Here is a 23,613-nt window from a genome sequence, read left to right as displayed (position 1 = left end):
TCAGTCTCCCAGGCCCTGGCGCTCGGCGGCGACGGACGCGACCCGGCCGCGCACCAGGAACCAGCCGCCGACGAGTGCGGCGGCGATCAGCGGCAGGCACTCCACGGTGGTACGGCCCACTCCCCCGCCCCACCACATCAGGAAGGCGACGGCGACCAGGAAGCAGAGGGTGACGATCTGGGTGTACGGAGCCCACGGCAGCCGGTAGGCGGGACGGGTGACCCGGCCCTCCTTCGAGCGCTGCCAGAAGAGCAGCGAGCAGAGCATGACCATGCCCCAGGTTCCGAGAATGCCGATCGAGGCGAAGTTGAGGACGATCTCGAATGCCTTGCCGGGGACCAGGTAGTTGAGTACGACGCCCAGCACTCCGAATCCGGCGGTGAGCAGGATTCCGCCGTAGGGCACCTGGCCCTTGTTCATCCGGCCGGTGAAGCGCGGGGCGGACCCGGCGAGCGCCATCGAGCGCAGGATGCGGCCGGTGGAGTACAGGCCGGAGTTGAGGCTGGAGAGGGCGGCGGTCAGGACGACCAGGTTCATCACGCCGGCCGCGCCGGGCACGCCGATCTTCGACAGCACCGTGACGAAGGGGCTCTCGCCGTCCGAGTACGCGGTGTACGGCAGGAGCAGGGCGAGCAGAACCACCGAGCCGACGTAGAAGATGCCGACCCGCCACATGATCGAGTTGACCGCCTTGGGGATGATCTTCCCGGGGTTCTCGGTCTCGCCCGCGGCGACGCCGCACAGCTCGACGGACGCGTAGGCGAAGACGACGCCCTGGATGACCAGCAGCATCGGCATGACGCCCTTGGGGAAGAGGCCCCCGTGGTCGCTGATGGTGGCGATGCCCGGGGCGTGCCCGCCGATCGAGTGCTGGGTCACCACCAGATAGATGCCGATGCACATGAAGACGACCAGTGCAGTGACCTTGATGATCGAGAACCAGAACTCCGTCTCGCCGAAGTACTTCACCGAGATGAGGTTGGCGGTGAGGACGAGGGCGAGGGCGACGAGGGCGCAGACCCACTGCGGGACCGAGCTGAACATCGACCAGAAGTGTGCGTAGGTCGCGGCGGCGGTGATGTCGGCGACCGCGGTGGTCGACCAGTTCAGGAAGTAGAGCCAGCCCGCGGTGTAGGCGCCCTTCTCTCCCATGAACTCGCGGGCGTAGCTGACGAAGGCGCCGGACGACGGCCGGTAGAGGACGAGTTCGCCCAGGGCCCGTACGACGAAGAAGGCGAAGGCTCCGCAGACCGCGTAGGCGATGGCGAGTGAGGGACCCGCACCTGCCATCCGGCCGCCGGCACCGAGGAAGAGGCCGGTGCCTATGGCCCCGCCGATGGCGATCATGTTGATGTGTCGGGACTTCAGATCTTTGCTGTAGCCCTCATCACCGGCATCGACGTGCAGAGAGGGGTCTGCCGCGGTGATAGTGCGGTCACTCATGGGGTGCGTCGCCTTACGTGGGGGAGGTGGCGGCTGATCAAGGCGTTAGCGTAAAGGGGACACGCCGGGCACGAGAACCGAATGCAATCTATGTCACAAAACGTTTGGAACGGCGCTGTCAGGGCGCCAGGACGTCGAGCTCCTTCAGAGCCCCCACCGCGATCTCCCTGGTCAGCTCCTCCGCCCGGTCGGCATTACCTTCCCGTACCGCCTCAGCCACCTGTACATGCAAGGTGACAGCGGCCGGGTCGGGGTCGTCGAACATCACCTGGTGTTCCGTGCGCCCGGCGAGCACCTCGGCGACCACGTCGCCGAGGCGCGCGAACATCTCGTTCCCCGAGCCGCGCAGGACGAGACGGTGGAAGGCGATGTCGTGCACCAGATACGCGGCCAGCTGGTGGCCGCGGGACGTGGCGACCATGCCGAGGGCCTGCTCGGTGAGAGCGGCGCACTGCTCCGCGGTGGCGTGCCGGGCCGCGAGCCCGGCGGCGACCGGCTCCACGGAGTACCGCAGCACCGTCAGCGAGCGCAGCTGCCGGGACCGGTCGGTGCCGGCCAGCCGCCACCGGATGACCTGGGGGTCGTAGACGTTCCACTCCTCGGTGGGCCGCACGGTCACGCCGACCCGGCGCCGTGACTCCACCAGGTGCATCGACTCCAGGACGCGGATGACCTCGCGGATCACCGTGCGGGAGACGTCGAAGCGCTGGGCCAGTTCGTCGGTGCGCAGCACGCTGCCCGGCGGGTACTCCCCCGAGGTGATCGAAGGGCCGACGTTTTCCAGCACACGGGCGTGCAGCCCCGGGACCTGAGTGGTCATGGCATCACCCTACGGGGCACAGGCCGGACCTATTAAGTATGACTTTTAAGTCACAGGCTCTTGAATAAGTCGTACCTAATGGGTTTCAGTAGCGCGACGGATTCATGCCGATGCCGTCGAAGTCATGTCGAAGAAGACAGCGAGGCACCACCGATGAGCACCCCCCGAGTCGTCGTCCTGATGGGCGTGGCAGGAACCAGCAAGACCACGATCGGTCCGCTGCTCGCCGCCGCACTGGGCGTTCCGTACGCCGAGGGGGACGACTTCCACCCCGCCGCCAACATCGCCAAGATGTCGGCGGGCACGCCCCTCGGTGACGACGACCGGTGGCCCTGGCTCGACGCGATCGGCCAGTGGGCCCACGGGCGCGCCGACCGGGGCGGGGTGGTCAGCTGTTCCGCGCTCAAGCGCTCCTACCGGGACCGGCTGCGGGCCGAGGCGCCCGGCGTCGTCTTCCTGCACCTGACCGGGGACCGGGAGCTGATCGAGAGGCGGATGGCGGAGCGCAGGGGCCACTTCATGCCCACCGCACTCCTCGACTCGCAGTTCGCCACGCTCCAGCCGCTGGGCCGGGACGAGGCGGGCACCGCGGTCGACATCTCCGGCACACCCGAGGACATCACCGGGCGGGCCGTCACCGCACTTCGCGCCATCGGCGATTAGTTCCGCCGCCGCTTACTGCCTACTGCCTCACGAACCGAAGGAATCCACCGTGTCCAGTCTCAGTGTCGAGATGCTGGCAGCGGACGCAGCGCCGATATCGTCGGCCGGCCACGCCCAGCTGGGGATAGCAGTCCTCGCCGGCGTCGCCGTCATCGTCCTGCTCATCACGAAGACCAAGCTCCACGCGTTCCTGTCGCTGACCATCGGGTCGCTCGTCCTGGGAGCGGTCGCGGGCGCTCCGCTCGACAAGGTCATCACCAGTTTCAGCACCGGACTCGGTTCGACGACCGCGAGCGTCGGTGTCCTGATCGCGCTCGGTGCGATCCTCGGCAAACTCCTCGCCGACTCCGGCGGCGCCGACCAGATCGTCGACACCATCCTCGCGAGGGCGAGCCGGCGCAGCATGCCGTGGGCGATGGTGCTCATCGCCGCGATCGTGGGCCTGCCGCTCTTCTTCGAGATCGGCATCGTCCTGCTGATCCCGGTGGTCCTGCTCGTCGCCAAGCGCGGCAACTTCTCGCTGATGCGCATCGGCATCCCGGCACTGGCCGGGCTGTCGGTGATGCACGGACTGATACCGCCGCACCCCGGCCCGCTGGTGGCCATCGCCGCCGTGCACGCCAACCTCGGCGTGACGCTCGCGCTGGGTGTCCTGGTGGCCATTCCCACCGTGATCATCGCCGGTCCTGTCTTCTCCCGGTACGCGGCCCGCTGGGTGGACATCCAGGCGCCCGACCGCATGGTGCCGGACCGTCCGTCGGAGGACCTGGCGAAGCGGCCCGGCTTCGGTGCGACCGTCGCCACGGTGCTGCTGCCCGTTGTGCTGATGCTCGCCAAGGCGCTCGTCGACATCCTCATCGACGACCCCGCTGACACCGTCCAGCGCGCGTTCGACGTCGTCGGGTCGCCCCTGATCGCCCTGCTGGCCGCTGTGCTCGTCGCGATGTTCACGCTGGGCCGGGCCGCCGGGTTCAGCAAGGGAAGGATGTCGGAGACCGTCGAGAAGTCCCTCGCCCCGATCGCGAGTGTGCTGCTCATCGTCGGCGCGGGCGGCGGCTTCAAGCAGACCCTGGTCGACTCCGGTGTGGGTCAGATGGTGCTGGACATATCCAAGGACTGGTCGATTCCGGCGCTGCTGCTCGCCTGGCTGATCGCCGTCGTGATGCGCCTGGCGACCGGCTCCGCCACGGTGGCGACCGTCTCGGCCGCAGGCCTGGTCGCCCCGCTCGCCGCGGACATGTCGACGGCGCACGTAGCGCTGCTCGTGCTCGCCATCGGCGCCGGGTCGCTCTTCTTCAGCCATGTGAACGACGCGGGCTTCTGGCTGGTGAAGGAGTACTTCGGGATGGATGTCGGTCAGACGATCAAGACCTGGTCGGTGATGGAGACGATCATCTCGGTGGTCTCCATGATCTTCATCATGCTGCTCTCACTGGTTCTCTAGGACCGGGGCCGGCTGCGCCCGCACGGAGCCACCGCACGGAGAGGGACACACGCCATGGCACATCCACTGTTCGAGATCAGCGGCCGTACGGCGCTGGTCACCGGGGCAAGCAGGGGCATCGGTCACGCGCTCGCCCGGGGGCTGCTGGAGGCGGGCTGCACCGTCGTCATCAACGGCCGGGACGAGGACCGGCTGAAGGCCGCCGCCGCTTCGCTCGCCGACGCCGGAGGCACGGTGTTCACCGCGGCGTTCGACGTCACCGACGGACCGTCCGTCGCCGCCGGGATCGCCGCGGCGGAGGAGCAGGCGGGGCCGCTGGACATCCTGGTCAACAACGCCGGGATGCAACTGCGGGCGCCTCTGCTCGACTTCACCGACGCCGACTGGCACCGGATCGTGGACACCAACCTCACGAGCGCCTTCCTGGTGGGCCGGGAGACCGCCCGGCGGATGGCACCGCGCGGTCACGGAAAGATCATCAACATCTGTTCGCTGCAGAGCGAGGTGGTACGCCCCGGTATCGCGCCGTACGCGGCGACCAAGGGCGCACTGAAGATGCTCACCAAGGGCATGTGCGCCGACTGGGGCCGGTACGGCATCCAGGTCAACGGCCTCGGCCCCGGTTACATCGAGACCGAGCTGACCCGGCCGCTGGTGGAGGACGCGGAGTTCAGCTCCTGGGTTCGCGGCCGTACGCCGGCCGGACGCTGGGGGCGCACCGAGGACCTGGTGGGCGGCGTGCTCTATCTCGCGTCGCCCGCCGCGGACTTCGTGAGCGGCCAGATCCTGTACGTCGACGGCGGAATGACGAGTGTGCTGTGATGCGCGGATGTGTGATCCACGGAGCGGACGACCTGCGGGTCGAGGATCTGCCCGAGCCCGTGGCCGGACCCGGCCAGGCCGTCGTCGCGGTGCGGTACGGCGGGGTCTGCGGCTCCGATCTGCACTACTGGCGGCACGGCGGGGTCGGTGACTTCCTGCTGCACGAGCCGATGGTGCTCGGTCACGAGGTCGTCGGCACGGTGGTCTCGTACGGCAGGGGAGCGGACGGTCCGGCGCCCGGCACGGCCGTGGCCGTTCACCCCGCGACTCCGTGCGGCGCCTGCCCCGAGTGTCTGGACGGGCGGGCCAACGTCTGCCGGGACACCCGCTATCTGGGCAGCGCGGCCCGTACCCCGCATGTGCAGGGCGGGTTCGCGGCCCGGATCGCGGTGCCGGCGGATCAGCTGAGGGCGCTGCCCGAGGGTCTCGGGCTGCGCCGGGCCGCTCTGGCCGAACCGCTGTCGGTGGCGCTGCACGCGGTACGCCGCGCCGGGCCCGTGGAGGGAAAGCACGTCCTGGTCACGGGTGCGGGACCGATCGGCGCTCTGGTGGTCGCGGCGCTGCGGGCCGCGGGCGCAGCGGCGGTCACCGTCACCGATCTGCTGCCCAGGGCCCTGGAGTTCGCCGCGTCGGCGGGCGCGACGACCCTGGTACGCGCCGACGAACCGGCGGATCCGGGCCGGCCGGACGAGGTCGACACGGCGATCGAGGCGTCCGGCGCCGCGGCGGGCCTGGACACCTGTCTGCGGCTGGTGCGGCGCGGCGGGACCGTCGTGCAGCTGGGAATGCTGCCGCCCGGGATGAGTCCGTTCGCCGGGAATCTGGTGGTGAGCCGGGAGATCGAGCTGCGCGGCGCGCTCCGCTTCGACGCGGAGTTCGACGAGGCGATCGAACTGCTGGCAAGGGAGGCGTCCTTCGACGCTCTGGTGAGCGCGGTGGTGCCGGTCGAGCGGGCCGTGGAGGCGTTCGCTCTCGCGGCCGACCGGTCGCAGTCCTGCAAGGTCCTGCTGGACTTCGGCGGCTGACGCCACGGCCCCGGCCGCCTCACTCCTCGTCCAGCCACAGCGGGTGCTCCCGCCGTGCCCATCCCCGCCCGACCCACCCCGTCCGCATCCCCCGCCGGGCCTCCGGATCGCCCAGCGCCATCCCGATGTGCCCGGCGATCACGATGCCGACGGCCAGCGCGAGCCAGTCGTGGATGAACGTGGCGCTCGTCCGCCAGACCAGCGGTGCCAGGTGCGTGAACCACATCAGCAGTCCGGTGCCGAGCATCACCAGCGCGGCGCCCGCGATCCAGCCCGCGTAGATCTTCTGGCCGCCGTTGAACTTGCCTGCCGTGCGAGGCGAGCCGTCCCTGCGCAGCGCCGACCGGATCCAGGCCCGGTCGTAGGGGGCGAAGCGGTTCAGCCGGCCCAGGTCGTCCCGCAGCGCACGCGAGGCGAGTCCGAGCACAACCGGGACCGGCAGCAGCAGACCCGACCACTCGTGGACGGTGACCACCAGATAGCGGCGGCCGACGAGCTCCGCGAGCTGCGGGATGTAGAGGCAGCCGGCCGACACGATGCACACCAGCATCAGGGCCGATGTCGTGCGGTGCGCCCACCGCACCGTGCGGGTGAAGCGGCGCAGTTCAGACCGTGGGGTGGTCGTCGCGTCCGTTGGACCTGCCGACCCAGGCGTCGATGTCATAGCCGCGCTCCTCCCAGTAACCGCGTCGCACGTCACGGGTGACGGTGATCCCGGACAGCCACTTCGCCGACTTGTAGAAGTACATGGGCGCGACATAGAGCCGGACCGGCCCGCCGTGGCTGTGGCTCACCGGCTCGTCCTGCATCCTCAGCGCCACCAGGACGTCCGCGCGGCGCGCCTGGTCCAGGGTGAGGCTCTCGCTGTACGCGCCGTCGAAGCAGGTGAAGCGCACCGCTCCGGCCCCCGGCCGGACGCCTGCCGCGTCGAGCAGGCGGGACAGCCGGACGCCTTCGAAGGGGGTCCCCGGCACCCGCCAGCCGGTGACGCACTGCACGTCGCGCACCAGCCGGGTCTGCGGCAGGCGGCGCAGCGAGCCGAGGGTGTAGGTGGCGGGGCGCTCGACCATGCCGTCCACCGTGAGCCGGTAGGTGGCGGCGTCCTTGCTCGGCACGGAGGAGGTGACCGAGTAGTAGCGGAATCCACCGCCGTTGGGGAGCAGTCCCGTCAGTCCTGTGGGGTCCTTGCCCGCGACCGCGCCGAGCGCCGAGTCGACCCCTCGCTGGATGTAGGGCGCGGTGACCAGCCCGGCGGCGCCCAGGCCGAGCATGCCGAGGACGAGGCGACGGCCGACGGGGGCGCCGTCGCGGTCGGACGGTTCAGCTTTCACCCAACGATTCGAGCACCCGCGGGCGCCAGAAGCCAGCGACCGCGGGTGCCCGTCAGCGTTCCGTCATATGTCCGCGGCGGCTCCGGCCCGTGCTTCGGCCGCCTTGTCCAGCTGGAACGCCTCGTTGCCGAGCCCGATCCTGGCGTGTACGTCCGGCTTGCCCGAGCGCAGCACGAGCCCGTAGACCAGGCCACCCAGCAGGGCGAGACCGATGATGCCGGGCAGCAGCCAGCTCAGTACGGAGCCGGGGCCGGCGCCGACCAGCACGTCGAAGTCCTTGACCGTCATGAAGGCGATGGCGAGCAGGGCGATGCAGGCGATCCCCGATGCGGTCAGCCGCCAGATCTGCGCGCGGGCCGCTCCGCGCTGTGCGAAGAAGGCGATGACCGCGACCGAAGCGGCGGCCATCAGCAGGATGATCCCGAGGGCGCCGATGTTCCCCATCCACGTGAAGAGGTGCAGGACGGGCGACGTCGGGTCGCCGGCCGGCTTGCTGTCGGTCACCGCGAAGGCGATGACCACGACCAGGGAGATCGCCGTCTGGAGCAGCGAGCCGATGCCGGGTGCGCCGCTGGACTTGTTGGTCCGGCCGAAGGCCGCGGGCAGCAGCCCCTCGCGGCCCATCGCGAAGGCGTAGCGGGCGACGACGTTGTGGAAGCTGAGCATCGCGGCGAACATGCCGGTGACGAAGAGGACGTGGAGCACATCCGTGAAGGACTTGCCGACGACGCCCTCACTGAGGTCGAAGAGCAGTCCGGGACCGAGTTTGCCGGCCTTGGCCCCGATCGCCGACGGCCCCGCGGCGACGGTGAGCGCCCAGGAGCTGAGGGCGAAGAACAGCGCGACGAAGCCGACGGCGAGGAACATCACCCGGCGGACGACCACCTGCGGCCGGCTGGTCTCCTCGGCGTACACCGGGGCCTGCTCGAAGCCGACGAAAGCGGCGATGCAGAAGCAGAGCGCGGTGCCGAAGCCCGCACCGGTGAGCGTGCCCGGGTTGAAGGCGTGCAGGGAGAGGCCTTCCGCCGAGGGGTTCGCGACCGAGGCGACGTCGAAGATCACCACGAGGGCGCACTCGATGAGCAGCAGCACACCGAGGACCTTGGCGTTGAGGTCGATCTTCAGCCAGGACAGCACCCCGACGACCGCGACAGCCACCAGCGCCGGTATCCACCAGGCCAGTTCGGTGCTCAGATAGGTGGCGAAGAGGCCGGAGACCTCGAAGCCGAAGATGCCGTAGATACCGACCTGCATGGCGCTGTAGGCGACCAGTGCGACGAAGGAGGCGCTCGCGCCGGCGGTCGGGCCGAGACCGCGGGCGATGTACGCGTAGAAGGCCCCCGCGTTGTGGACGTGACGGCTCATCTCCGCGTAACCGACGCTGAACAGCGCCAGGACGACCGCGAGGATGATGTAGAGGACCGGTTGTCCCACGATCCCCATCAGGCCGAAGATCGTGGGCATGACACCCGCGACCACCATCAGGGGGGCGCTGGCCGCGAGTACGGAGAGCAGCAGCCCCGCCGTCCCCAGCCGGCCGGCGCGCAGCGCCTGGTCCTGGCCCTTGAACGTGCTGATCTCGCTGATCTCGCTCGTGCTCGAACTGCCCGGCGGCATGGCGGGTCGGTCCCTTCGGTGAGGAGTTACACGGAGCCGAGCGCGGTACCGCGCGCGGCGCTGAATGCCTGGTACGGGTCCCTGTTCGGATACGCCCAGGGAGCTTCGGTGACGTGCTCCCCGATGCGGTGGAACAGTGCCGCGGCCTCGGCGGGCCGCCCCTCGCAGAACTTCGCGTGGGCCAGGAAGTTGAGGTCGATGCGGTTGCGGGGATGGTCCTCGCGCTCCCACTCCAGCCACCAGTCGAAGGCCGCCTTCATCACCTGGCGGGCCCGCCTGCCCGTCCAGTGCCCGGAACGCTCGGGGTCGCCCGGCTCGCTGCCCGCGGCGGCCAGGACCCGGTAGCGCTCGGCGTGGGCGACCACAGGCAGCACCGCCAGCGGGGAGTCGGCCGGCGCCTGTTCGGCCGCCCACGCGGCGAAGTCGTACACCTCGTGGAGCGGGTCCTGGCCTGCTTCCGGGTGGCGCTCGGCGAGCCGCGCCGCCATCAGATGGTGGGCGTGATGGTGCTCGGGGTGGCGTGAGCGCACCTCGTCGAAGAGGCGGCTGACCTCCTCCTCGGTGCCGAGGCTGCGGGCCAGGATCAGCAGGCCGAGCCAGGGCGTGGGATCCGAGGGCGCCATCCGGGCCGCGACGCGGCAGGCCTCCCTGGCGGCGGTCTCACCGCCCCTGCCGCCCTTGCCGCGCAGCGCCCGCAGGACGGTTGCGCAGGCCAGCAGGGCGGCGGCGTCCGCGCTCTGTGGCTCGGCGAGCAGCCAGTCCTCCGCCCAGGCGGCCGATCCCGCTCCTTCGGCGAGTACGACGAGGCGGTGGCCGCGGCGGTCCCAGTCGTCGGCGGTCGCGGTGAGCAGGGAGCTGACTCTGCCCCAGCGGCCCTGGGCCAACTGGGTTCTCACTTCGACGAGTTCGACGTCGTCGAGAGCCGGGTCGGCGAGCTGGCCGGCCCGTCTTCGGGAGCGGCCGAGGAGAGGGGGCATCCGCGGGGTTCCTCAAGGGCGCCGGGGGCAATGATCACGGACAGCAAAGCGGTAGTGACGGCTCCACGTCAAGGCCGCACCGGAGCCACACCCTCCTCAACTCCCCTTCCGGCGACCCGTTTTACCCGTGTGCGTACGCTGTGGTGCCATGACCGAATCCGAGCCTCTCAAGCCATTGCTGCTCGCCTTCCCCGGCCCGCTCCGCGACCGGCTCGTCCAGGCCGTGCTGAGCGGTGAGAAGGTCTCGACCAGCGGGCTGCTCGCCGAGTACGAGGCGGAGCAGGAGGAACTGCCCCCCGCCGGCGAGCGCTCAGCACTGATCGACTCGGACGGCCGCGAGGTCGCGGTGGTCGAGGTGACCGGGGTACGGGTGCTGCGGCTGGGCGACGTCAGCCTGCAGCACGCCCTGGACGAGGGTGAGGGGTACGCGTCGGTCGCCGAGTGGCGCGCCGGGCACGAGCGGTTCTGGCACGGTGACGAGATGCGGGAGGCGCTGCGGGACCCGGAGTTCACCGTGGACGACGACACGATGATCGTGGCCGAGCGTTTCCGCGTGGTGGAACGGCTGTAGCGGGGCCGCTGCCGGGCCGCGGCTCCGGGGCGGCCCCGCCGGCCGTCAGTCCACCGCCCGCGCCGCCGCCCTCCCGGCGGCCCGCCCCGAGTAGATGCAGCCGCCCAGGAAGGTCCCCTCCAGCGACCGGTAGCCGTGGACCCCGCCGCCGCCGAAGCCGGCCGCCTCGCCCGCCGCGTACAGACCGGGCACGGGCTCGCCCCTGCCTGGCCCGCCGGCCGGCTCCGCGAGGACCCTGGACGACAGGTCCGTCTCCAGCCCGCCCAGGGACTTGCGCGTCAGGATGTGCAGCTTCACCGCGATCAGCGGGCCCGCCGCGGGGTCCAGGATGCGGTGCGGTGCGGCCGTTCGGATGAGTTTGTCGCCCAGGTAGTTCCGGGCGCCGCGGACTGCCATCACCTGGAGGTCCTTGGTGAACGGGTTGCCGACCTCCCGGTCGCGCGCGACGATCTCCCGGCGCAGCCCGGCCTCGTCGATCAGCGGTTCGTCCGTGAGCGCGTTCATCCCCTTGACCAGCGACGCCAGGTCCTTCTCCACGACGAAGTCCGCGCCCTGGTCCATGAACGCCTTAACCGGCGCCGGCACGTCGGCCCGCGCCCTGCCGATGACGCCCGTGACGGACTTCCCGGTCAGGTCCGGGTTCTGCTCGGAGCCGGAGAGAGCGAACTCCTTGCCGATGATGCGCTGGTCGAGGACGAACCAGGTGTAGTCGTGGCCCGACTTCATGATGTGGTCCAGCGTGCCCAGGGTGTCGAAGCCGGGGAAGAGCGGCACCGGCAGCCGTTTGCCGCGCGCGTCGAACCAGAGCGACGACGGCCCCGGCAGGATGCGGATTCCGTGCTTGGCCCAGATCGGGTTCCAGTTCTGGATGCCCTCGGTGTAGTGCCACATCCGGTCCCGGTTGATCTGGCTGCCGCCGGCGGCCTCCGCGATGCCCAGCATCAGCCCGTCGACATGGGCGGGTACCCCCGACAGCATGTGCGCGGGCGGGGTGCCGAGCCGCTCCGGCCACTGGGCCCGTACGAGATCGTGGTTGCCGCCGATACCGCCCGATGTGACGATCACCGCCTGCGCCCGGTAGGAGAACTCTCCGGCGACCGTGCGGCTGCTCGCGGTGCCCCGGTCGGCGCCGCTCTCCTCCAGCACCTCACCGGTCACCGTGTCCACAGCACCGGCGGTGCGGGCGAGCCCGGTGACCCGGTGGCGGAACTTCAGCTGCACCAGGCCACGTGCGACACCCGCCCGCACCCGCCGTTCGAAGGGCGCGACGACACCGGGCCCGGTGCCCCAGACGATGTGGAAGCGGGGCACGGAGTTGCCGTGCCCCGTGGCGTCGTATCCGCCGCGCTCCGCCCAGCCGACGACCGGGAAGAACCGCATCCCCTGGGCGTGCAGCCAGGCCCGCTTCTCGCCCGAGGCGAAGTCCACGTACGCCTCGGCCCACTGCCGGGGCCAGTGGTCCTCCGGCCGGTCGAAACCCGCCGTGCCCAGCCAGTCCTGCATCGCCAGCTCACGGCTGTCCCTGACCCGAAAGCGCCGCTGTTCGGGCGAGTCGACGAAGAAGAGGCCGCCGAAGGACCAGTGCGCCTGCCCGCCCAGCGACTGCTCGGGCTCCTGGTCCAGGAGGATCACTTTCTTCCCCGCGTCGACCAGCTCGGCAGTGGCCACCAGACCCGCGAGCCCGGCCCCGATCACGATCACGTCAGCGTCGTCCGCCATGTGCCCCATCCCTGCCAGGTTACTTGTGGGTCACATCTTCAGTTCGTCCCGAAGCCGCGTCAACCGTCCCGTTCGGTGCACTCAACGGGTGCAGGTACCCCCTCAGGCGCTATCGTCGCCAGGACCCAGCCCCTTCTGGCCGGTCTTGAGGTTGATCACGTGTCCGTACTCGTCCTCGCGCTCTCGGTGGGTGCGGCCTGCTGTCTCGGCTTCGGCTTCGTGCTCCAGCAGAGAGCCGCCCGGCACGCCCCGATGAAGGACTTCCTCTCCTTCCGGCTGCTGCTCGACCTGGTGCGGGTGCCGCTCTGGCTCGGCGGTATCGCGCTGATGGTCTGCGGCATGGTCCTGGGGGCCCTGGCCCTCGGCCAGGGCGAGATCTCGCTGGTCGAACCGCTGCTCGCGACGAATCTGCTCTTCGCCATGGGACTCTCCCGCTACCAGACCGGGCAGCCGCTGGGCCGGCAGGGCTGGGGCGGTCTCGCGCTGCTGGCCGGAGGGGTGGCGGTCTTCATCCTGGCGGGCCAGCCGAAGGCGGGGGCCGCATCGGTGAACGAACTGCGGCACTGGCTGATCATCGGCGTGGTGGCGGGTACCGCGATCTTCCTGGCGCTCTGCGCCAAACGGACCCGTCTCACTGTGGGACCCGCCCTCCTCGCGCTCGGCGCCGGGCTGCTGTACGGGCTCCAGGACGCCCTGACCCGGATCAGCGGGCAGCATCTGGAGAGCGGCGGCTGGGCGGGGCTCGCGACGGGCTGGGAGCCGTACGCCGTGATCGTGCTGGGGGTGACGGGGCTGCTCCTGGTGCAGAGCGCCTTCGAGGCCGCGCCGCTGCGCAGCTCGCTGCCCGCGCTCACCGCCGCGCAGCCGCTCGCGGGCATCGCCTGCGGCGTGGGATTCCTCGGCGACCGGCTGCGCACCGACACCGGGGCGCTGGCCTGGGAGTCGGCGGGGCTCGCGGCCATCGTCGTGGGGATCGTGCTGCTGGGACGGCACCCGGCGATGCCGTCCGGTTCGGCGAGCGCGCCACGGGAGAAGATGGCCGCATGACCGCTGCGAACTCCGTGCCCCCCGCGTCCCCGGCCGACGAGATCCTCGATGTGGTCGACGCGTCCGACCAGGTGACCGGACAGGCGCGCCGGGGCGAGGTGTACGCGAAGGGGCTGCTGCACCGCTGTGTCTTCGTCCTCGCCCGGGACGCCGAGGACCGGATCTTCGTCCACCGGCGGACACCGGTGAAGCTGGTCTTCCCCTCGCTGTACGACATGTTCGTGGGCGGGGTGGTCGGCGCGGGCGAGTCCTACGACGCGGCGGCCCTGCGGGAGGCGGAGGAGGAACTGGGCGTGTCGGGGCTCCCCGCCCCCGTGCCGCTCTTCAAGTTCCTGTACGAGGGCTCCGGGCAGGGCTGGTGGTCCTGGGTCTACGAGGTGCGCTGCACGCTGCCCGTGAACCCCCAGGTGGAGGAGGTCGCCTGGCACGGCTTCCTCTCCGACGAGGAACTGGACCTGCGTATCGGCGCGTGGGAGTGGGTGCCCGACGGTCTCGCCGCGTACCGCCGTCTGACCGCTCTCCGGCCGCCGGTGACCGCGGACCGGCACCGTGCGCGGCGGGCGCCGGTGAGGAGACCGTAGGGTCGGACGGGTGATCGACTACCTGCGGGGACTCCGGCTCTGGTTCGCACCGGAGCGGGTCCGGGATGAGGGCAGCACGCCCGACTACCGATTCTCGCTCGCCAACGAGCGGACCTTCCTGGCCTGGATCCGGACGGCACTGGCGCTGATCGGTGGCGGTTTCGCCGTGGACCAGTTCCTGCCGGACCTGCCGTGGGGGGTCAGGGCCGGCCTCGCACTGGCTCTGCTCGGCGCCGGCGTGCTGTGCGCGCTGCGGGCCGTCAACCACTGGGTGCGCTGCGAGCGGGCGATGCGGCGGGGCGAGGACCTTCCGGTCTCCCGCTTCCCGGCCGCGCTGAGCCTCGCGGTGGGCGTCGTGGCGGTGGCGATGGTCGTCGTCGTGATCCTCAGGCCGGCCGGCCGGTGACGGCCCGCGACCCCGGGCTCCAGCCCGAACGCACCGGACTGGCGTGGCGGCGCACGACTCTCTCCTTCGCCGTCGCCGCCCTGCTGGCGGGCAGGCAGGCGGTGGAGCACGGCACCACAGCCGCGGGGGTCCTCGTCATCGCGCTCTGCGCGCTGGTCTGGCTGGCCTTCCTGCGGCCCGCGCACCACCGGATGCGCGCGGTGAGCACCGGCGGCGAGCCCCCGGCCATGACCCTGCGTACCGCGCTTCTCGCGGCGGCCTGCCCCGTCGCGCTGGCGGTCATCGGTGCGGCGGTCGTCCGCTGAGGACCGGAACATCCGGCAACGCCCCTTCCCACGGCCCTCCCCTCGGTCAGGATGGCGTCGGCGCGCGATCCCGTGGCCGGCATCGGAGGGGGCACCGGGTACGAAGTGGACGTGCGAGTCACCGGCAGGTGGGCCACGGCGGCGAAGGTCCTGCGGGACGCGATCGGCTCATACCTGTGGCGCCCTCGGCCCCCGGGGGACGGGATCTCGCCGGGGCACTCGGCCGACCTGCGCGTCGTTCTCCATCTCCTGGTGGGCGCCGAAGTCCTTGTTGAGGGCCTCATGGACGTCTCCATGATCCCGCCCTCGTGGCGGCCCGTGCACCTTCTCTGGATCGCGCTGATGACCGAAACCGCCGTGGTGTTCGGCGCTGTGACGCGCCGTAATCCGCACCGGCTGACCCGGACCACGCTCCGGGTCCGTGACCCGGCCGGCGGCGCGGCGCCCGGTGGAGACGGACGCCGCGGCCCGGCCCGGGTACGGGTCAGTCCGCGTCCCAGTCGACCGTGACGACGACCTTCCCCCTGGTGTGGCCCTCGGCGCTGAGCCGCTGCGCATCGGCCGTCTGCTCCAGCGGGAGGGAGCGGTCCACGTGGACCGCGATGACTCCCTGGTCGGCCAGTTCGCCCAGTACGTGCAGATCCAGCGGGTCGGGCCGTACGAAGACGTACCGTCCGCCGAACTCGGCGACATCGCCGTCGACGATGGACGCGAGCCGGCCCTCCGGAGCGAGCAGGTTCGCCGAGAGCCTCAGGGTGTCGCCGCCGACCGTGTCGAGGACCGCGTCCACTCCACCGGGCGCCAGGGCCCGCACCCGGTCGGCGAGCCCGTCGCCGTAGGAGACCGGCTCCGCGCCCAGGGTGCGCAGATGCTCGTGGTTGCGACTGCTCGCGGTGCCGATGACCCGTGCTCCGGAGTGCAGGGCCAGCTGCACGGCCATCGAGCCGACACCACCGGCCGCCGCGTGGACGAGAACCGTGTCGTCGGAACGGATCTCGAGTGCCCGAAGGGCCTGGTAGGCGGTGAGCCCGGTCAGCGGCAGCCCGGCCGCCTCCTCGAAACTCAGCCGCAGCGGCTTGCGGGCGAGCGTGCGCACCGGGGCCGCCACGTACTCGGCGAAGGTCCCCCGCGACAGGAAGTCCTCGCGCACGTACCCCATCACCTCGTCCCCGACGGCGAACTCCGTCACCGCGGCGCCCGGCTGCACCACGACACCGGAGACGTCCCAGCCGGGCACGACCGGGAAGACTGCTTCAAGACTCGCGTCGAGGTGTCCCTCACGGGCGTGCACATCGACCGGGTTGACGGCCGCCGCCCGTACTTTCACCAGTACGGAGTCGGGACCGACCTTGGGCTCCGGGCGCTCGCCGTACTCCAGGACCTCGGGGCCGCCGTAACGGCTGTAACTGATCGCCTTCATACCTACGAGCCTCTGGTCAGGCCCGGCCGCGCGCAACCGGACCCGGCCCACCGGGACGGGCGGCGGTTCCGGCCGGAGTGGAACCCCGCCCGGCCGGGCGGTGTACCAGTGGTGTGACGATCACGTACAGGTCGGCCGGACCGGGCCGGGGCTGGACGGCATACCGACTGGTCGGCATGATGGTCGAAGACGTCTCCCGCCGGCGTCCCGGCCGACATTCGCGCGACGGTCCGTCCGGACCGTCCGCCCTACGCACGGAGGTGCTCCATGAGCGCAGTCCATCCACCGGGAATCGACCCCGAGGCGCTGCGCGGTCATCTCGACCGGGTGCGGCCCGGCCTGGTGCACGGACCGCTCAGCGCACGGCTGATCGAGGGCGGCCGGTCCAATCTGACCTACTCCGTCAGCGACGGGACCGGCCGGTGGGTGGTACGCAGGCCCCCGCTCGGCCATGTGCTGGCCACCGCGCACGACATGAAGCGCGAGCACCGGGTGATCAGCGCGCTGCACCCGACGGGGGTCCCGGTGCCTGCACCGGTGCTGCTGTGCGAGGACGAGTCGGTCATCGGGTCGCCGTTCTACGTCATGGAGTTCGTCGAGGGCACTCCGTACCGAACGGCCGGCCAGCTGGCGCCCCTCGGCGCCGAGCGCACCCGTGCGGCGGTCCTGGGCCTGGTCGACACGCTCGTCGATCTGCATGCCGTGGACCCGGACGCGGTGGGCCTCGCGGACTTCGGCCGCCCCGACGGCTTCCTCGACCGGCAGTTGCGCCGCTGGGGCAAGCAGCTGGACGCCTCACGCAACCGTGAACTCGCCGGCATCGGCGAACTGCACGCCGCACTCGGCCGGGGCATGCCGCACTCCCCCGCCCCCACGGTCGTGCACGGCGACTACCGCCTGGACAACGTCCTGCTCGGTGACGACGACAGGATCAACGCGATCCTCGACTGGGAGATGTCGACGCTCGGCGATCCGCTCACCGACCTGGGCCTGCTGGTGATGTACAGCTCCGACCTGGGCGTGTCCGGATCGCCCGTCTCCACCACGAGCGGCGCCGCCGGCCACCCTTCGCCCGGCGAACTGGTCGAGCGCTACGCGGCCCGCTCGGGCCGGGACACCTCCGCCATCGCCTGGTACACGGCGTTCGCGTGGTTCAAGCTCGCCGTGATCCTCGAAGGCATCCACTACCGCTACACCCTCGGGCAGACCGTCGGCGCCGGATTCGACCGGATCGGCTCGCTGGTCCCCGTCTTCATCGAGCACGGCCTCACCACCCTCCAGGAAGGCTGAACACCCCCATGGACTTCGCATTCGACGCGCGCACCGAAGAGCTGCGCGCCAAGCTCCTCGCCTTCATGGACGACCACGTCCTGCCCGCCGAGACCGTCGCCCACGAGCAGCGGGCGCAGCTGGCCTCCCCCTGGGACACTCCGGCCGTGGTCGGGGAGCTGAAGGCCGAGGCGCGCCGCCAGGGCCTGTGGAACCTCTTCCTGCCCGACGCGGAGTACGGTGCCGGGCTGACCAACCTCCAGTACGCGCCGCTGGCCGAGATCACGGGCCGTTCACCGCAGTTGGCGCCGACCGCGCTGAACTGCGCGGCTCCCGACACGGGCAACATGGAGGTGCTGTTCCAGTTCGCCACCGAGCAGCAGAAGAAGCAGTGGCTGGAGCCGCTGCTGGCGGGCGAGATCAGGTCGGCCTTCGCCATGACGGAGCCGGAGGTCGCCTCGTCCGACGCCACGAACATCGAGACCCGCATCGCGCGTGAGGGCGACGAGTACGTCATCAACGGCCGCAAATGGTACATCTCGGGGGCGATGAACCCCGACTGCAGGATCTTCATCGTGATGGGGAAGACCGACCCGGACGGGGCCGACGTCCGCCGCCAGCAGTCGATGATCCTGGTCCCACGTGACACCCCGGGCCTCGAAGTCCGCCGCGCCATGCAGGTGTACGGCTACGAGGACCACTACCACGGCGGCCACGCCGAGCTGGTGTTCGACAACGTCCGGGTGCCCGCGTCGAACCTCATCGGTGAGGAGGGCGGCGGCTTCGCCATCGCGCAGGCGCGTCTCGGTCCGGGCCGGATCCACCACTGCATGAGGCTGATCGGGATGGCCGAGCGCGCCATCGAGCTGATGTGCAGGCGGGCGGTGTCGCGTACGGCCTTCGGTAAGCCGCTGGCCCAGCAGGGCGTGGTGCAGAACTGGATCGCGGACGCCCGCGTCACCGTGGAGCAGTTGCGGCTGCTCGTCCTCAAGACGGCCTGGCTGATGGACACGGTGGGCAACCGGGGGGCGCACACGGAGATCCAGGCCATCAAGATCGCGACGCCGCGCGCGGTCATCGACATCATCGACAACGCCGTGCAGCTGTACGGCGCGGGCGGGGTGAGCCAGGACTTCCCGCTGGCGGAACTCTGGGCTGGCGCAAGGACGCTGAGGCTGGCCGACGGGCCGGACGAGGTGCACCAGCGGTCTCTGGCGCGGCGTGAGCTGAAGAAGTACCTGTAGGCAGGCGGGCCCGTTGCCGGGGCCGGGGGACGCCGCCCCGCCCCGGCACCGCCCGATCCGGCCCGCACGGCACGGCAGGGCACGGCACGGCACGGCACGGCACCGGATCCGGTACTGGCGGAAGGAGGCGTCGCCAAGTGGTCGACGGGCGGGGCCTTCGGGGGCCGATCAGGCGGCGGGGATCTCGGTGATGCCGAGTCGGAGCTGGAGGTCGAGGAGGTCCTCGACGTAGGTGGACTCGGCGATCCGGCCGTCCTCGAACCGGTAGAGGGCGGTGCCGTTCCATTTCGCATCGCCCCTCCGCCGGCATACGCGGCCGGACCGAGCCACCCGGAAGCAGAGGGCGGCACGGCGGCTTTCCGGCAGGGACTCTAGAGGTCCTCGCTCTGTGCCGGCGCGACCGGGAGGGCGTAGCGCAAGGACACCTAAGGCCGCAGCGCTCTCAGCAGGAGGCCGGCCAGTTGCTCGGCCAGTTCGCGCGGTGTCAGCGGGCCGTCGGGCCGGTACCACGTCGACAGATGGTGCACGGACCCGAAGTGGTAGTCGACCACCAGGTCCGCGGGCGTGGCCGTCGAGAAGACCCCGGTGCGCTGCCCCTCCTCCACCAGCGCCCGGAAGCGCTCGTGGTACCGGCGCCGCTCCAGCCGTACCTGCTTGTTCTTCTCGGGGCTCAGGTGGTGCATGGAGCGGAAGAAGATCGCCGCGTCGTCCAGGTTGTCGATGGTCGTGACGACGACGTCCGCCGCGGCCTCACGCAGCCGCTCCTCCACTGGGGCGTCGGCGTCCGCGAACGCGTCCAGCCGCTCCTGCTGGAGTCTCAGCACCCGGGCGTAGACCTCCTGGAGCAGATCCTCCTTGGAGCCGAAGTAGTGGTAGAGGGCACCCTTGGTGACCCCTGCCGCTTCGACGATCTCCTGGACCGAGGTCCGGTCGTAACCGCGTTCGGCGAAGAGCCGGGTGGCGGCGGCCAGCAGCCTCTGCGGGACGGGGACGCCGTTCCCGTCGGTCGTTCTGGCTGCCATCGCCGCACCTTCCGTCCGTTCGTGTGCTCGCCGTGCACGTCTGCCCGCGACCGTTCACTGCGGGGAACGCAGTTCCCGCCTGAGGATCTTCCCACTGGTCGTCTTCGGCAGCTCCGGCAGGATCTCGACCTCGCGCGGGTACTTGTACGCCGCGAGGCGCTCCTTGCAGTAGGCCGCCAGCTCCGCGGGGTCCGGAGCGGTTCCGGAGCCCGTGGGCCGCAGGCTCACGTACGCCTTGACCGACTCGCCGCGGTAGGCGTCGGGGACCCCGACCACCGCGGCCTCCCGCACCGCCGGATGGGTGTAGAGGACGTCCTCCACCTCACGCGGCCAGACCTTGAAGCCTGATGCGTTGATCATGTCCTTCATCCGGTCGACGACGTAGAGCCACCCGTCCTGGTCCATGAACCCGATGTCCCCGGTGCGCAGCTCCCCGCCGGGGAACGTCTCGGCGGTGGCGTCCGGGCGCCCCCAGTAGCCGGAGACGACCTGCGGCCCGCTCACCACGATCTCGCCCTGTCCGCCGAAGGGCATCTCGTCGCCCCTGGCGTCGATGATCCGCACCACGGTGTCGGGACCCGGCACCCCGACGGAGAGCGTGCCGGACACCGGGTCGACCGGCGCCTCCCGCTCGGGCGGGACGGAGGCGCACGGGGCCGTGCACTCGGTGAGTCCGTAGCCGTTGCGTATGTACGGGCCGAAACGCTCGCGGAAACCGTCCACCAGCGCCGGCGGCAGCGGTGCGCCGCCCGATGAGATCACCTTGAAGGACGCGAAGTGCTCCGGGGTGACCGAGGGGTCCGCCGCGAGCGCCATGAAAGCGGTGGAGGGGCCGACGGTGTAGGCGGGGCGGTGCTCGGTGAACGCGTCGAGGACCACTCCGGGGTGGAACCGGTACGCGAGGACGAGCGTGCCGGCGTTGGCGACGCACGCGGCGAGTTCGCAGACCATGCCGGTGATGTGGAAGAGGGGCGCGAGCGCGAAGTACGCCGAGCCCTCCGCGACGGGGTGCCCGGTGCGCTGGCGTTCGGCGTTCACCATGATCTTGGCGTGCGCGTTCATCGCGCCCTTGGGTGTCCCGCTGGTGCCCGACGTGTAGCTGATCAGGGCCACATCGGTGGGGCGCGGATCGCGGTCCGCTGGGGCCGGGAGCCCCAGCCGGGCGACCGCCACCAGATCGTCGGTGTCGTCGGGGCACGGGAGCCGCTCGAAGCCGAGCACCCGTGTGTCGTCACGGCTCTGCAGGTCGCGTTCGCAGGCGGTGAGCGCGAACCGCAGCGGGGAACCGGCCGCCGTCTCCCGCAGATACTCCTCCCAGGCGCGGTCGGAGCAGACCAGCGCGGTGACGTCGGCGTCCCGCAGGGCGTGGCCGACCTCGCCCGACTTGTACATCGGGTTGAGCGGCACGACGGTGGCGCCCGCCTTCCAGGCGCCGAGCAGCGCCAGTACGAAGTGCGGCGAGTTCTGCAGCATGATCGCGACGCGGTCCCCGCGACCGACACCCCTGGCGGCGAGATGCCCCGCGACCGAGTCGGATAGGGCGTCGGTCTCGCGGTAGGTGAGCCGCCCGTCGAAGTAGGCGAGGGCCGGGTGTTCCGGAGTGCGGGCCACCGCGTCGCGGAAGGCGTGCACCACGCTCGCCCGCGGGTGCAGGGGGCGGCGCTGGGCCTCGCTGAGCAGCCCGAGCCAGGGCTTCGCCGCATAGACGGAGGTGCTCACTGCGCGGCCTCCCACTTCTGCTGGAGGTGGTTCATGCCGCCGATCCACCGGTCCGGCTCGGCGGCACGCGCCTGGTAGTACCCGGCGACCTCCGGGTGCGGCAGTACCAGGAACCGGTCCTCGGCGATGGCGGCGAAGAGCGCGTCGGCGACTTCCCCGGGCTCGATCGCCGTCGGGGCAAGCACCAGATCGCCCGCGGAACCCGCCGATGTGAGCATGTCGGTCCGTACGCCCTGGGGGCAGATCGCGTGGACCTTCAGTCCCCGGTGGCGGTAGGTGAGCGAGAGCCACTCGGCGAAGGCGAGCGCACCGTGCTTGGTCACGCTGTACGGCGCCGCGCCGATCATGGTGAGCAGCCCGGCGGCCGACACCGTCGAGACGAACCGGCCCTCGCCGCGCTCCAGCCAGTCGGGCAACAGCGCGCGGGCGGCGCGGACATGAGCCATCACGTTGACGTCCCAGGCGGACGCCCAGACCGCCTCGTCGGCGAAGGGGTCACCGGGCGAGCCGAGGCCGGCATTGGCGCAGTAGACGTCGACGCGGCCGCCGAGCGCCTCCCGGGCGGCGTCCACGATCGTCGACGCGTCGCCGGGCACCGCGGTCGCGCCGATCTCCGCCGCCACCGCACCGGCCTTGGCGGCGTCCAGATCGTTGACGACGACACGCGCTCCCTCCGCGGCGAACCGCCGGGCCAGTGCGGCACCGATACCGCCGCCCGCCCCTGTGACCACTACACCCGCGCCGTCGACCGTACCCATCTGGACCTGCCTCTCCATTGAATGCACCAGCAGACTAACCAGTCGGTATGGAGCAGGGAAAGGGGTCACGGGACTAGCCTGCGTGCCCATGACAGTCGGCGAGACCAAGGAGGTAGCCCGATGAACCTTTCCAGGCGGGGACTGCTGGCAGCGAGCGGAGCGGTGGGAGCGCTCGGGGCCGTGGGCGCGGCGCAACCGGCCGCCGCGAGCGGGTCGCGCGGCCGGGTGCGCACCGGATTCGACCGGCTGGCCGCCGACGGATACGGACTGCTCGACGGGCAGCGGGTCGGGATCGTCACGAACCCCACCGGGGTCACCCAGGACGTCCGGCACATCGTCGATGTCATGCACGCCGACCGGGAGGTGAACCTCACCGCCGTCTTCGGCCCGGAGCACGGGTTCCGCGGCACGGCGCAGGCGGGCGGTTCGGAGGGACGGTACGACGATCCGGCGACCGGACTGCCGGTGTACGACACGTACACGAAGAGCGGGCAGCCGCTGGCGGACATCTTCACCGCGTCCGGCGTGGACACGGTGGTCTTCGACATCCAGGACGCCGGCGCCCGCTTCTACACGTACATCTGGACGCTGTACGACTGCATGGAGGCGGCGGCGCTCGCGGGCCTGCGCTTCGTGGTGCTGGACCGGCCGAACCCGGTCACCGGGCGGGCCGCGCTCGGCCCTGTGCTGCACAAGGAGTTCGCGACGTTCGTCGGACGGCAGCCGATCTCGCAGGCGCACGGGATGACGGTGACCGAGCTGGCGCGGCTGTTCAACGGTGAGTTCCTCGCGAAGCCGGTCGAGCTGGAGACCGTGCGGATGTCGGGCTGGCGCCGGGGCGATTTCTTCGATGCCACGGGGCTGCCGTGGGTGCCGCCGAGCCCCAACATGCCGACGCCCGACACCGCTCTCGTCTACTCGGGCACCTGTCTCTTCGAGGGGACGAACCTCTCCGAGGGCCGGGGCACCACCAGGCCCTTCGAACTGCTGGGGGCCGAGGGGATCGACCGGCGGTGGGCGGAGGCCGCCAACGCGCTGGAGCTGCCAGGAGTCGTCTTCCGCGAGGCGTACTTCGCACCGACGTTCGACAAGTTCGAGGGGAAGACGGCCGGAGGTGTGCAGCTCCACGTGCAGGACCGTACGGTGTTCGACCCGGTGCGGACCGCCGTCGGACTGCTGGTCACGGCGAAGAGGGTGTGGCCGGGATTCGCCTGGCGCTCCGACAACTGGATCGACAAGCTGACGGGGTCCGAGCAGGTCCGCACGGCAATCGACAAGGGCGCGGGCACCGACGACGTGGTGGCTGCCTGGCAGGGCGAACTCAGCGCCTTCCGCTCGGTCCGCGAACGGTATCTGGCGTACCGCTGAGCAACGGCCGCGGGCCGGGCCGGAGTTGTCCGGCCCGGCCCG

The 23,613-nt window shown here is 71.1% G+C and carries 25 protein-coding genes; 13 read left to right on the top strand and 12 right to left on the bottom strand.

Features of this window, described 5'->3' with window-relative positions; all coding sequences use genetic code 11:
* Together OG584_RS28585 and OG584_RS28580 are read right to left on the bottom strand one after the other, a co-directional pair.
* Entirely contained in the window at nt 1-1,443 is a 1,443-nt protein-coding gene (locus OG584_RS28585) for an amino acid permease (RefSeq protein ID WP_405782106.1), read from the bottom strand.
* A 118-nt stretch (nt 1,444-1,561) separates the two neighbouring features.
* A complete protein-coding gene (locus OG584_RS28580) occupies nt 1,562-2,263 on the bottom strand; it encodes a FadR/GntR family transcriptional regulator (protein WP_405782105.1) in 702 nt (233 codons plus the stop codon).
* Nucleotides 2,264-2,416: 153 nt separating this feature from the next.
* Here OG584_RS28580 and OG584_RS28575 point away from each other — a divergent pair, with 153 nt between their 5' ends.
* From OG584_RS28575 to OG584_RS28560, 4 genes are read left to right on the top strand one after another with little or no spacing between them, the layout of a single operon-like run.
* The gene (locus tag OG584_RS28575; RefSeq protein WP_405782103.1) at nt 2,417-2,926 is read left to right on the top strand and encodes a gluconokinase; all 510 of its coding nucleotides are present in this window, start codon (nt 2,417-2,419) and stop codon (nt 2,924-2,926) included.
* A gap of 49 nt (nt 2,927-2,975) precedes the next feature.
* Nucleotides 2,976-4,370 (top strand): gluconate:H+ symporter, encoded by a 1,395-nt coding sequence (locus OG584_RS28570; RefSeq protein WP_405782101.1) that lies wholly within the window; start codon nt 2,976-2,978, stop codon nt 4,368-4,370.
* Between the two features lie 54 nt (nt 4,371-4,424).
* A complete protein-coding gene (locus tag OG584_RS28565) occupies nt 4,425-5,192 on the top strand; it encodes an SDR family oxidoreductase (protein ID WP_405782099.1) in 768 nt (255 codons plus the stop codon).
* Complete coding sequence (locus OG584_RS28560) at nt 5,192-6,217, top strand: L-idonate 5-dehydrogenase (protein ID WP_405782098.1); 1,026 nt, start codon at nt 5,192-5,194, stop codon at nt 6,215-6,217. Before OG584_RS28565 ends, OG584_RS28560 begins: the two co-directional genes overlap by 1 nt.
* A 19-nt stretch (nt 6,218-6,236) precedes the next feature.
* On the opposite strand, the gene OG584_RS28555 is transcribed toward OG584_RS28560, so the two are convergent.
* The 4 genes from OG584_RS28555 to OG584_RS28540 form a co-directional block, all read right to left on the bottom strand.
* The gene (locus OG584_RS28555; protein WP_405782096.1) at nt 6,237-6,881 is read right to left on the bottom strand and encodes a cytochrome b/b6 domain-containing protein; all 645 of its coding nucleotides are present in this window, start codon (nt 6,879-6,881) and stop codon (nt 6,237-6,239) included.
* Nucleotides 6,823-7,488, bottom strand: coding sequence for a molybdopterin-dependent oxidoreductase (locus tag OG584_RS28550; RefSeq protein WP_405784325.1), 666 nt, complete (start codon nt 7,486-7,488; stop codon nt 6,823-6,825). Before OG584_RS28550 ends, OG584_RS28555 begins: the two co-directional genes overlap by 59 nt.
* Nucleotides 7,489-7,611: 123 nt before the next feature.
* Nucleotides 7,612-9,165, bottom strand: a complete 1,554-nt coding sequence (locus OG584_RS28545; RefSeq protein ID WP_405782095.1) for an APC family permease — start codon at nt 9,163-9,165, stop codon at nt 7,612-7,614.
* A 26-nt stretch (nt 9,166-9,191) separates the two neighbouring features.
* A complete protein-coding gene (locus OG584_RS28540; RefSeq protein WP_405782093.1) occupies nt 9,192-10,142 on the bottom strand; it encodes a hypothetical protein in 951 nt (316 codons plus the stop codon).
* 148 nt (nt 10,143-10,290) lie between these two features.
* On the opposite strand from OG584_RS28540, the gene OG584_RS28535 reads away from it, so the two are divergent.
* Nucleotides 10,291-10,713: an ASCH domain-containing protein gene (locus tag OG584_RS28535; RefSeq protein WP_405782091.1), complete on the top strand. Its 423-nt coding sequence runs from the start codon at nt 10,291-10,293 to the stop codon at nt 10,711-10,713.
* A gap of 45 nt (nt 10,714-10,758) precedes the next feature.
* On the opposite strand, the gene OG584_RS28530 is transcribed toward OG584_RS28535, so the two are convergent.
* Nucleotides 10,759-12,432, bottom strand: coding sequence for an FAD-binding dehydrogenase (locus tag OG584_RS28530; RefSeq protein ID WP_405782090.1), 1,674 nt, complete (start codon nt 12,430-12,432; stop codon nt 10,759-10,761).
* Between the two features lie 159 nt (nt 12,433-12,591).
* Between OG584_RS28530 and OG584_RS28525 the strand changes: the two genes are divergently transcribed.
* The 5 genes from OG584_RS28525 (at nt 12,592) to OG584_RS28505 (ending at nt 15,281) form a co-directional block, all read left to right on the top strand.
* Nucleotides 12,592-13,479: a DMT family transporter gene (locus OG584_RS28525; RefSeq protein WP_405782088.1), complete on the top strand. Its 888-nt coding sequence runs from the start codon at nt 12,592-12,594 to the stop codon at nt 13,477-13,479.
* Nucleotides 13,476-14,060 (top strand): NUDIX domain-containing protein, encoded by a 585-nt coding sequence (locus OG584_RS28520; protein WP_405782086.1) that lies wholly within the window; start codon nt 13,476-13,478, stop codon nt 14,058-14,060. Before OG584_RS28525 ends, OG584_RS28520 begins: the two co-directional genes overlap by 4 nt.
* A gap of 10 nt (nt 14,061-14,070) precedes the next feature.
* A complete protein-coding gene (locus OG584_RS28515) occupies nt 14,071-14,466 on the top strand; it encodes a YidH family protein (RefSeq protein WP_405782084.1) in 396 nt (131 codons plus the stop codon).
* Complete coding sequence (locus tag OG584_RS28510) at nt 14,463-14,771, top strand: DUF202 domain-containing protein (RefSeq protein WP_405782082.1); 309 nt, start codon at nt 14,463-14,465, stop codon at nt 14,769-14,771. The genes OG584_RS28515 and OG584_RS28510 overlap by 4 nt, the downstream gene beginning before the upstream one ends.
* 111 nt (nt 14,772-14,882) lie before the next feature.
* A complete protein-coding gene (locus OG584_RS28505) occupies nt 14,883-15,281 on the top strand; it encodes a hypothetical protein (RefSeq protein WP_405782080.1) in 399 nt (132 codons plus the stop codon).
* Here the strand turns inward: OG584_RS28505 and OG584_RS28500 are convergent.
* Nucleotides 15,256-16,191 (bottom strand): NADP-dependent oxidoreductase, encoded by a 936-nt coding sequence (locus OG584_RS28500; RefSeq protein ID WP_405782078.1) that lies wholly within the window; start codon nt 16,189-16,191, stop codon nt 15,256-15,258. The two genes, OG584_RS28505 and OG584_RS28500, sit on opposite strands and share 26 nt — an antisense overlap.
* Before the next feature lie 267 nt (nt 16,192-16,458).
* On the opposite strand from OG584_RS28500, the gene OG584_RS28495 reads away from it, so the two are divergent.
* Both OG584_RS28495 and OG584_RS28490 read left to right on the top strand, forming a co-directional pair.
* Nucleotides 16,459-17,481 (top strand): phosphotransferase family protein, encoded by a 1,023-nt coding sequence (locus tag OG584_RS28495; RefSeq protein ID WP_405782076.1) that lies wholly within the window; start codon nt 16,459-16,461, stop codon nt 17,479-17,481.
* A gap of 8 nt (nt 17,482-17,489) precedes the next feature.
* A complete protein-coding gene (locus OG584_RS28490; RefSeq protein WP_405782074.1) occupies nt 17,490-18,704 on the top strand; it encodes an acyl-CoA dehydrogenase family protein in 1,215 nt (404 codons plus the stop codon).
* A gap of 168 nt (nt 18,705-18,872) precedes the next feature.
* Here the strand turns inward: OG584_RS28490 and OG584_RS28485 are convergent, their stop codons facing one another.
* The 4 genes from OG584_RS28485 to OG584_RS28470 all read right to left on the bottom strand — a co-directional run bounded on the left by OG584_RS28485 (nt 18,873) and on the right by OG584_RS28470 (nt 22,203).
* A complete protein-coding gene (locus OG584_RS28485; RefSeq protein ID WP_405782072.1) occupies nt 18,873-19,034 on the bottom strand; it encodes a hypothetical protein in 162 nt (53 codons plus the stop codon).
* A gap of 95 nt (nt 19,035-19,129) precedes the next feature.
* A complete protein-coding gene (locus OG584_RS28480; protein ID WP_405782070.1) occupies nt 19,130-19,726 on the bottom strand; it encodes a TetR/AcrR family transcriptional regulator in 597 nt (198 codons plus the stop codon).
* 54 nt (nt 19,727-19,780) lie between these two features.
* The gene (locus tag OG584_RS28475; RefSeq protein ID WP_405782069.1) at nt 19,781-21,445 is read right to left on the bottom strand and encodes a class I adenylate-forming enzyme family protein; all 1,665 of its coding nucleotides are present in this window, start codon (nt 21,443-21,445) and stop codon (nt 19,781-19,783) included.
* Complete coding sequence (locus OG584_RS28470) at nt 21,442-22,203, bottom strand: SDR family oxidoreductase (protein WP_405784324.1); 762 nt, start codon at nt 22,201-22,203, stop codon at nt 21,442-21,444. The genes OG584_RS28475 and OG584_RS28470 overlap by 4 nt, the downstream gene beginning before the upstream one ends.
* A gap of 120 nt (nt 22,204-22,323) precedes the next feature.
* On the opposite strand from OG584_RS28470, the gene OG584_RS28465 reads away from it, so the two are divergent.
* Complete coding sequence (locus OG584_RS28465) at nt 22,324-23,571, top strand: exo-beta-N-acetylmuramidase NamZ domain-containing protein (RefSeq protein ID WP_405782067.1); 1,248 nt, start codon at nt 22,324-22,326, stop codon at nt 23,569-23,571.
* Nucleotides 23,572-23,613 lie beyond the last annotated feature (42 nt).

It is taken from the genome of Streptomyces sp. NBC_00859 (assembly GCF_045161865.1).
GTDB lineage: Bacteria > Actinomycetota > Actinomycetes > Streptomycetales > Streptomycetaceae > Streptomyces.
The sequence above is the reverse complement of the archived record's forward strand: the minus strand, read 5'-3'. Positions and strand labels throughout refer to the sequence as shown.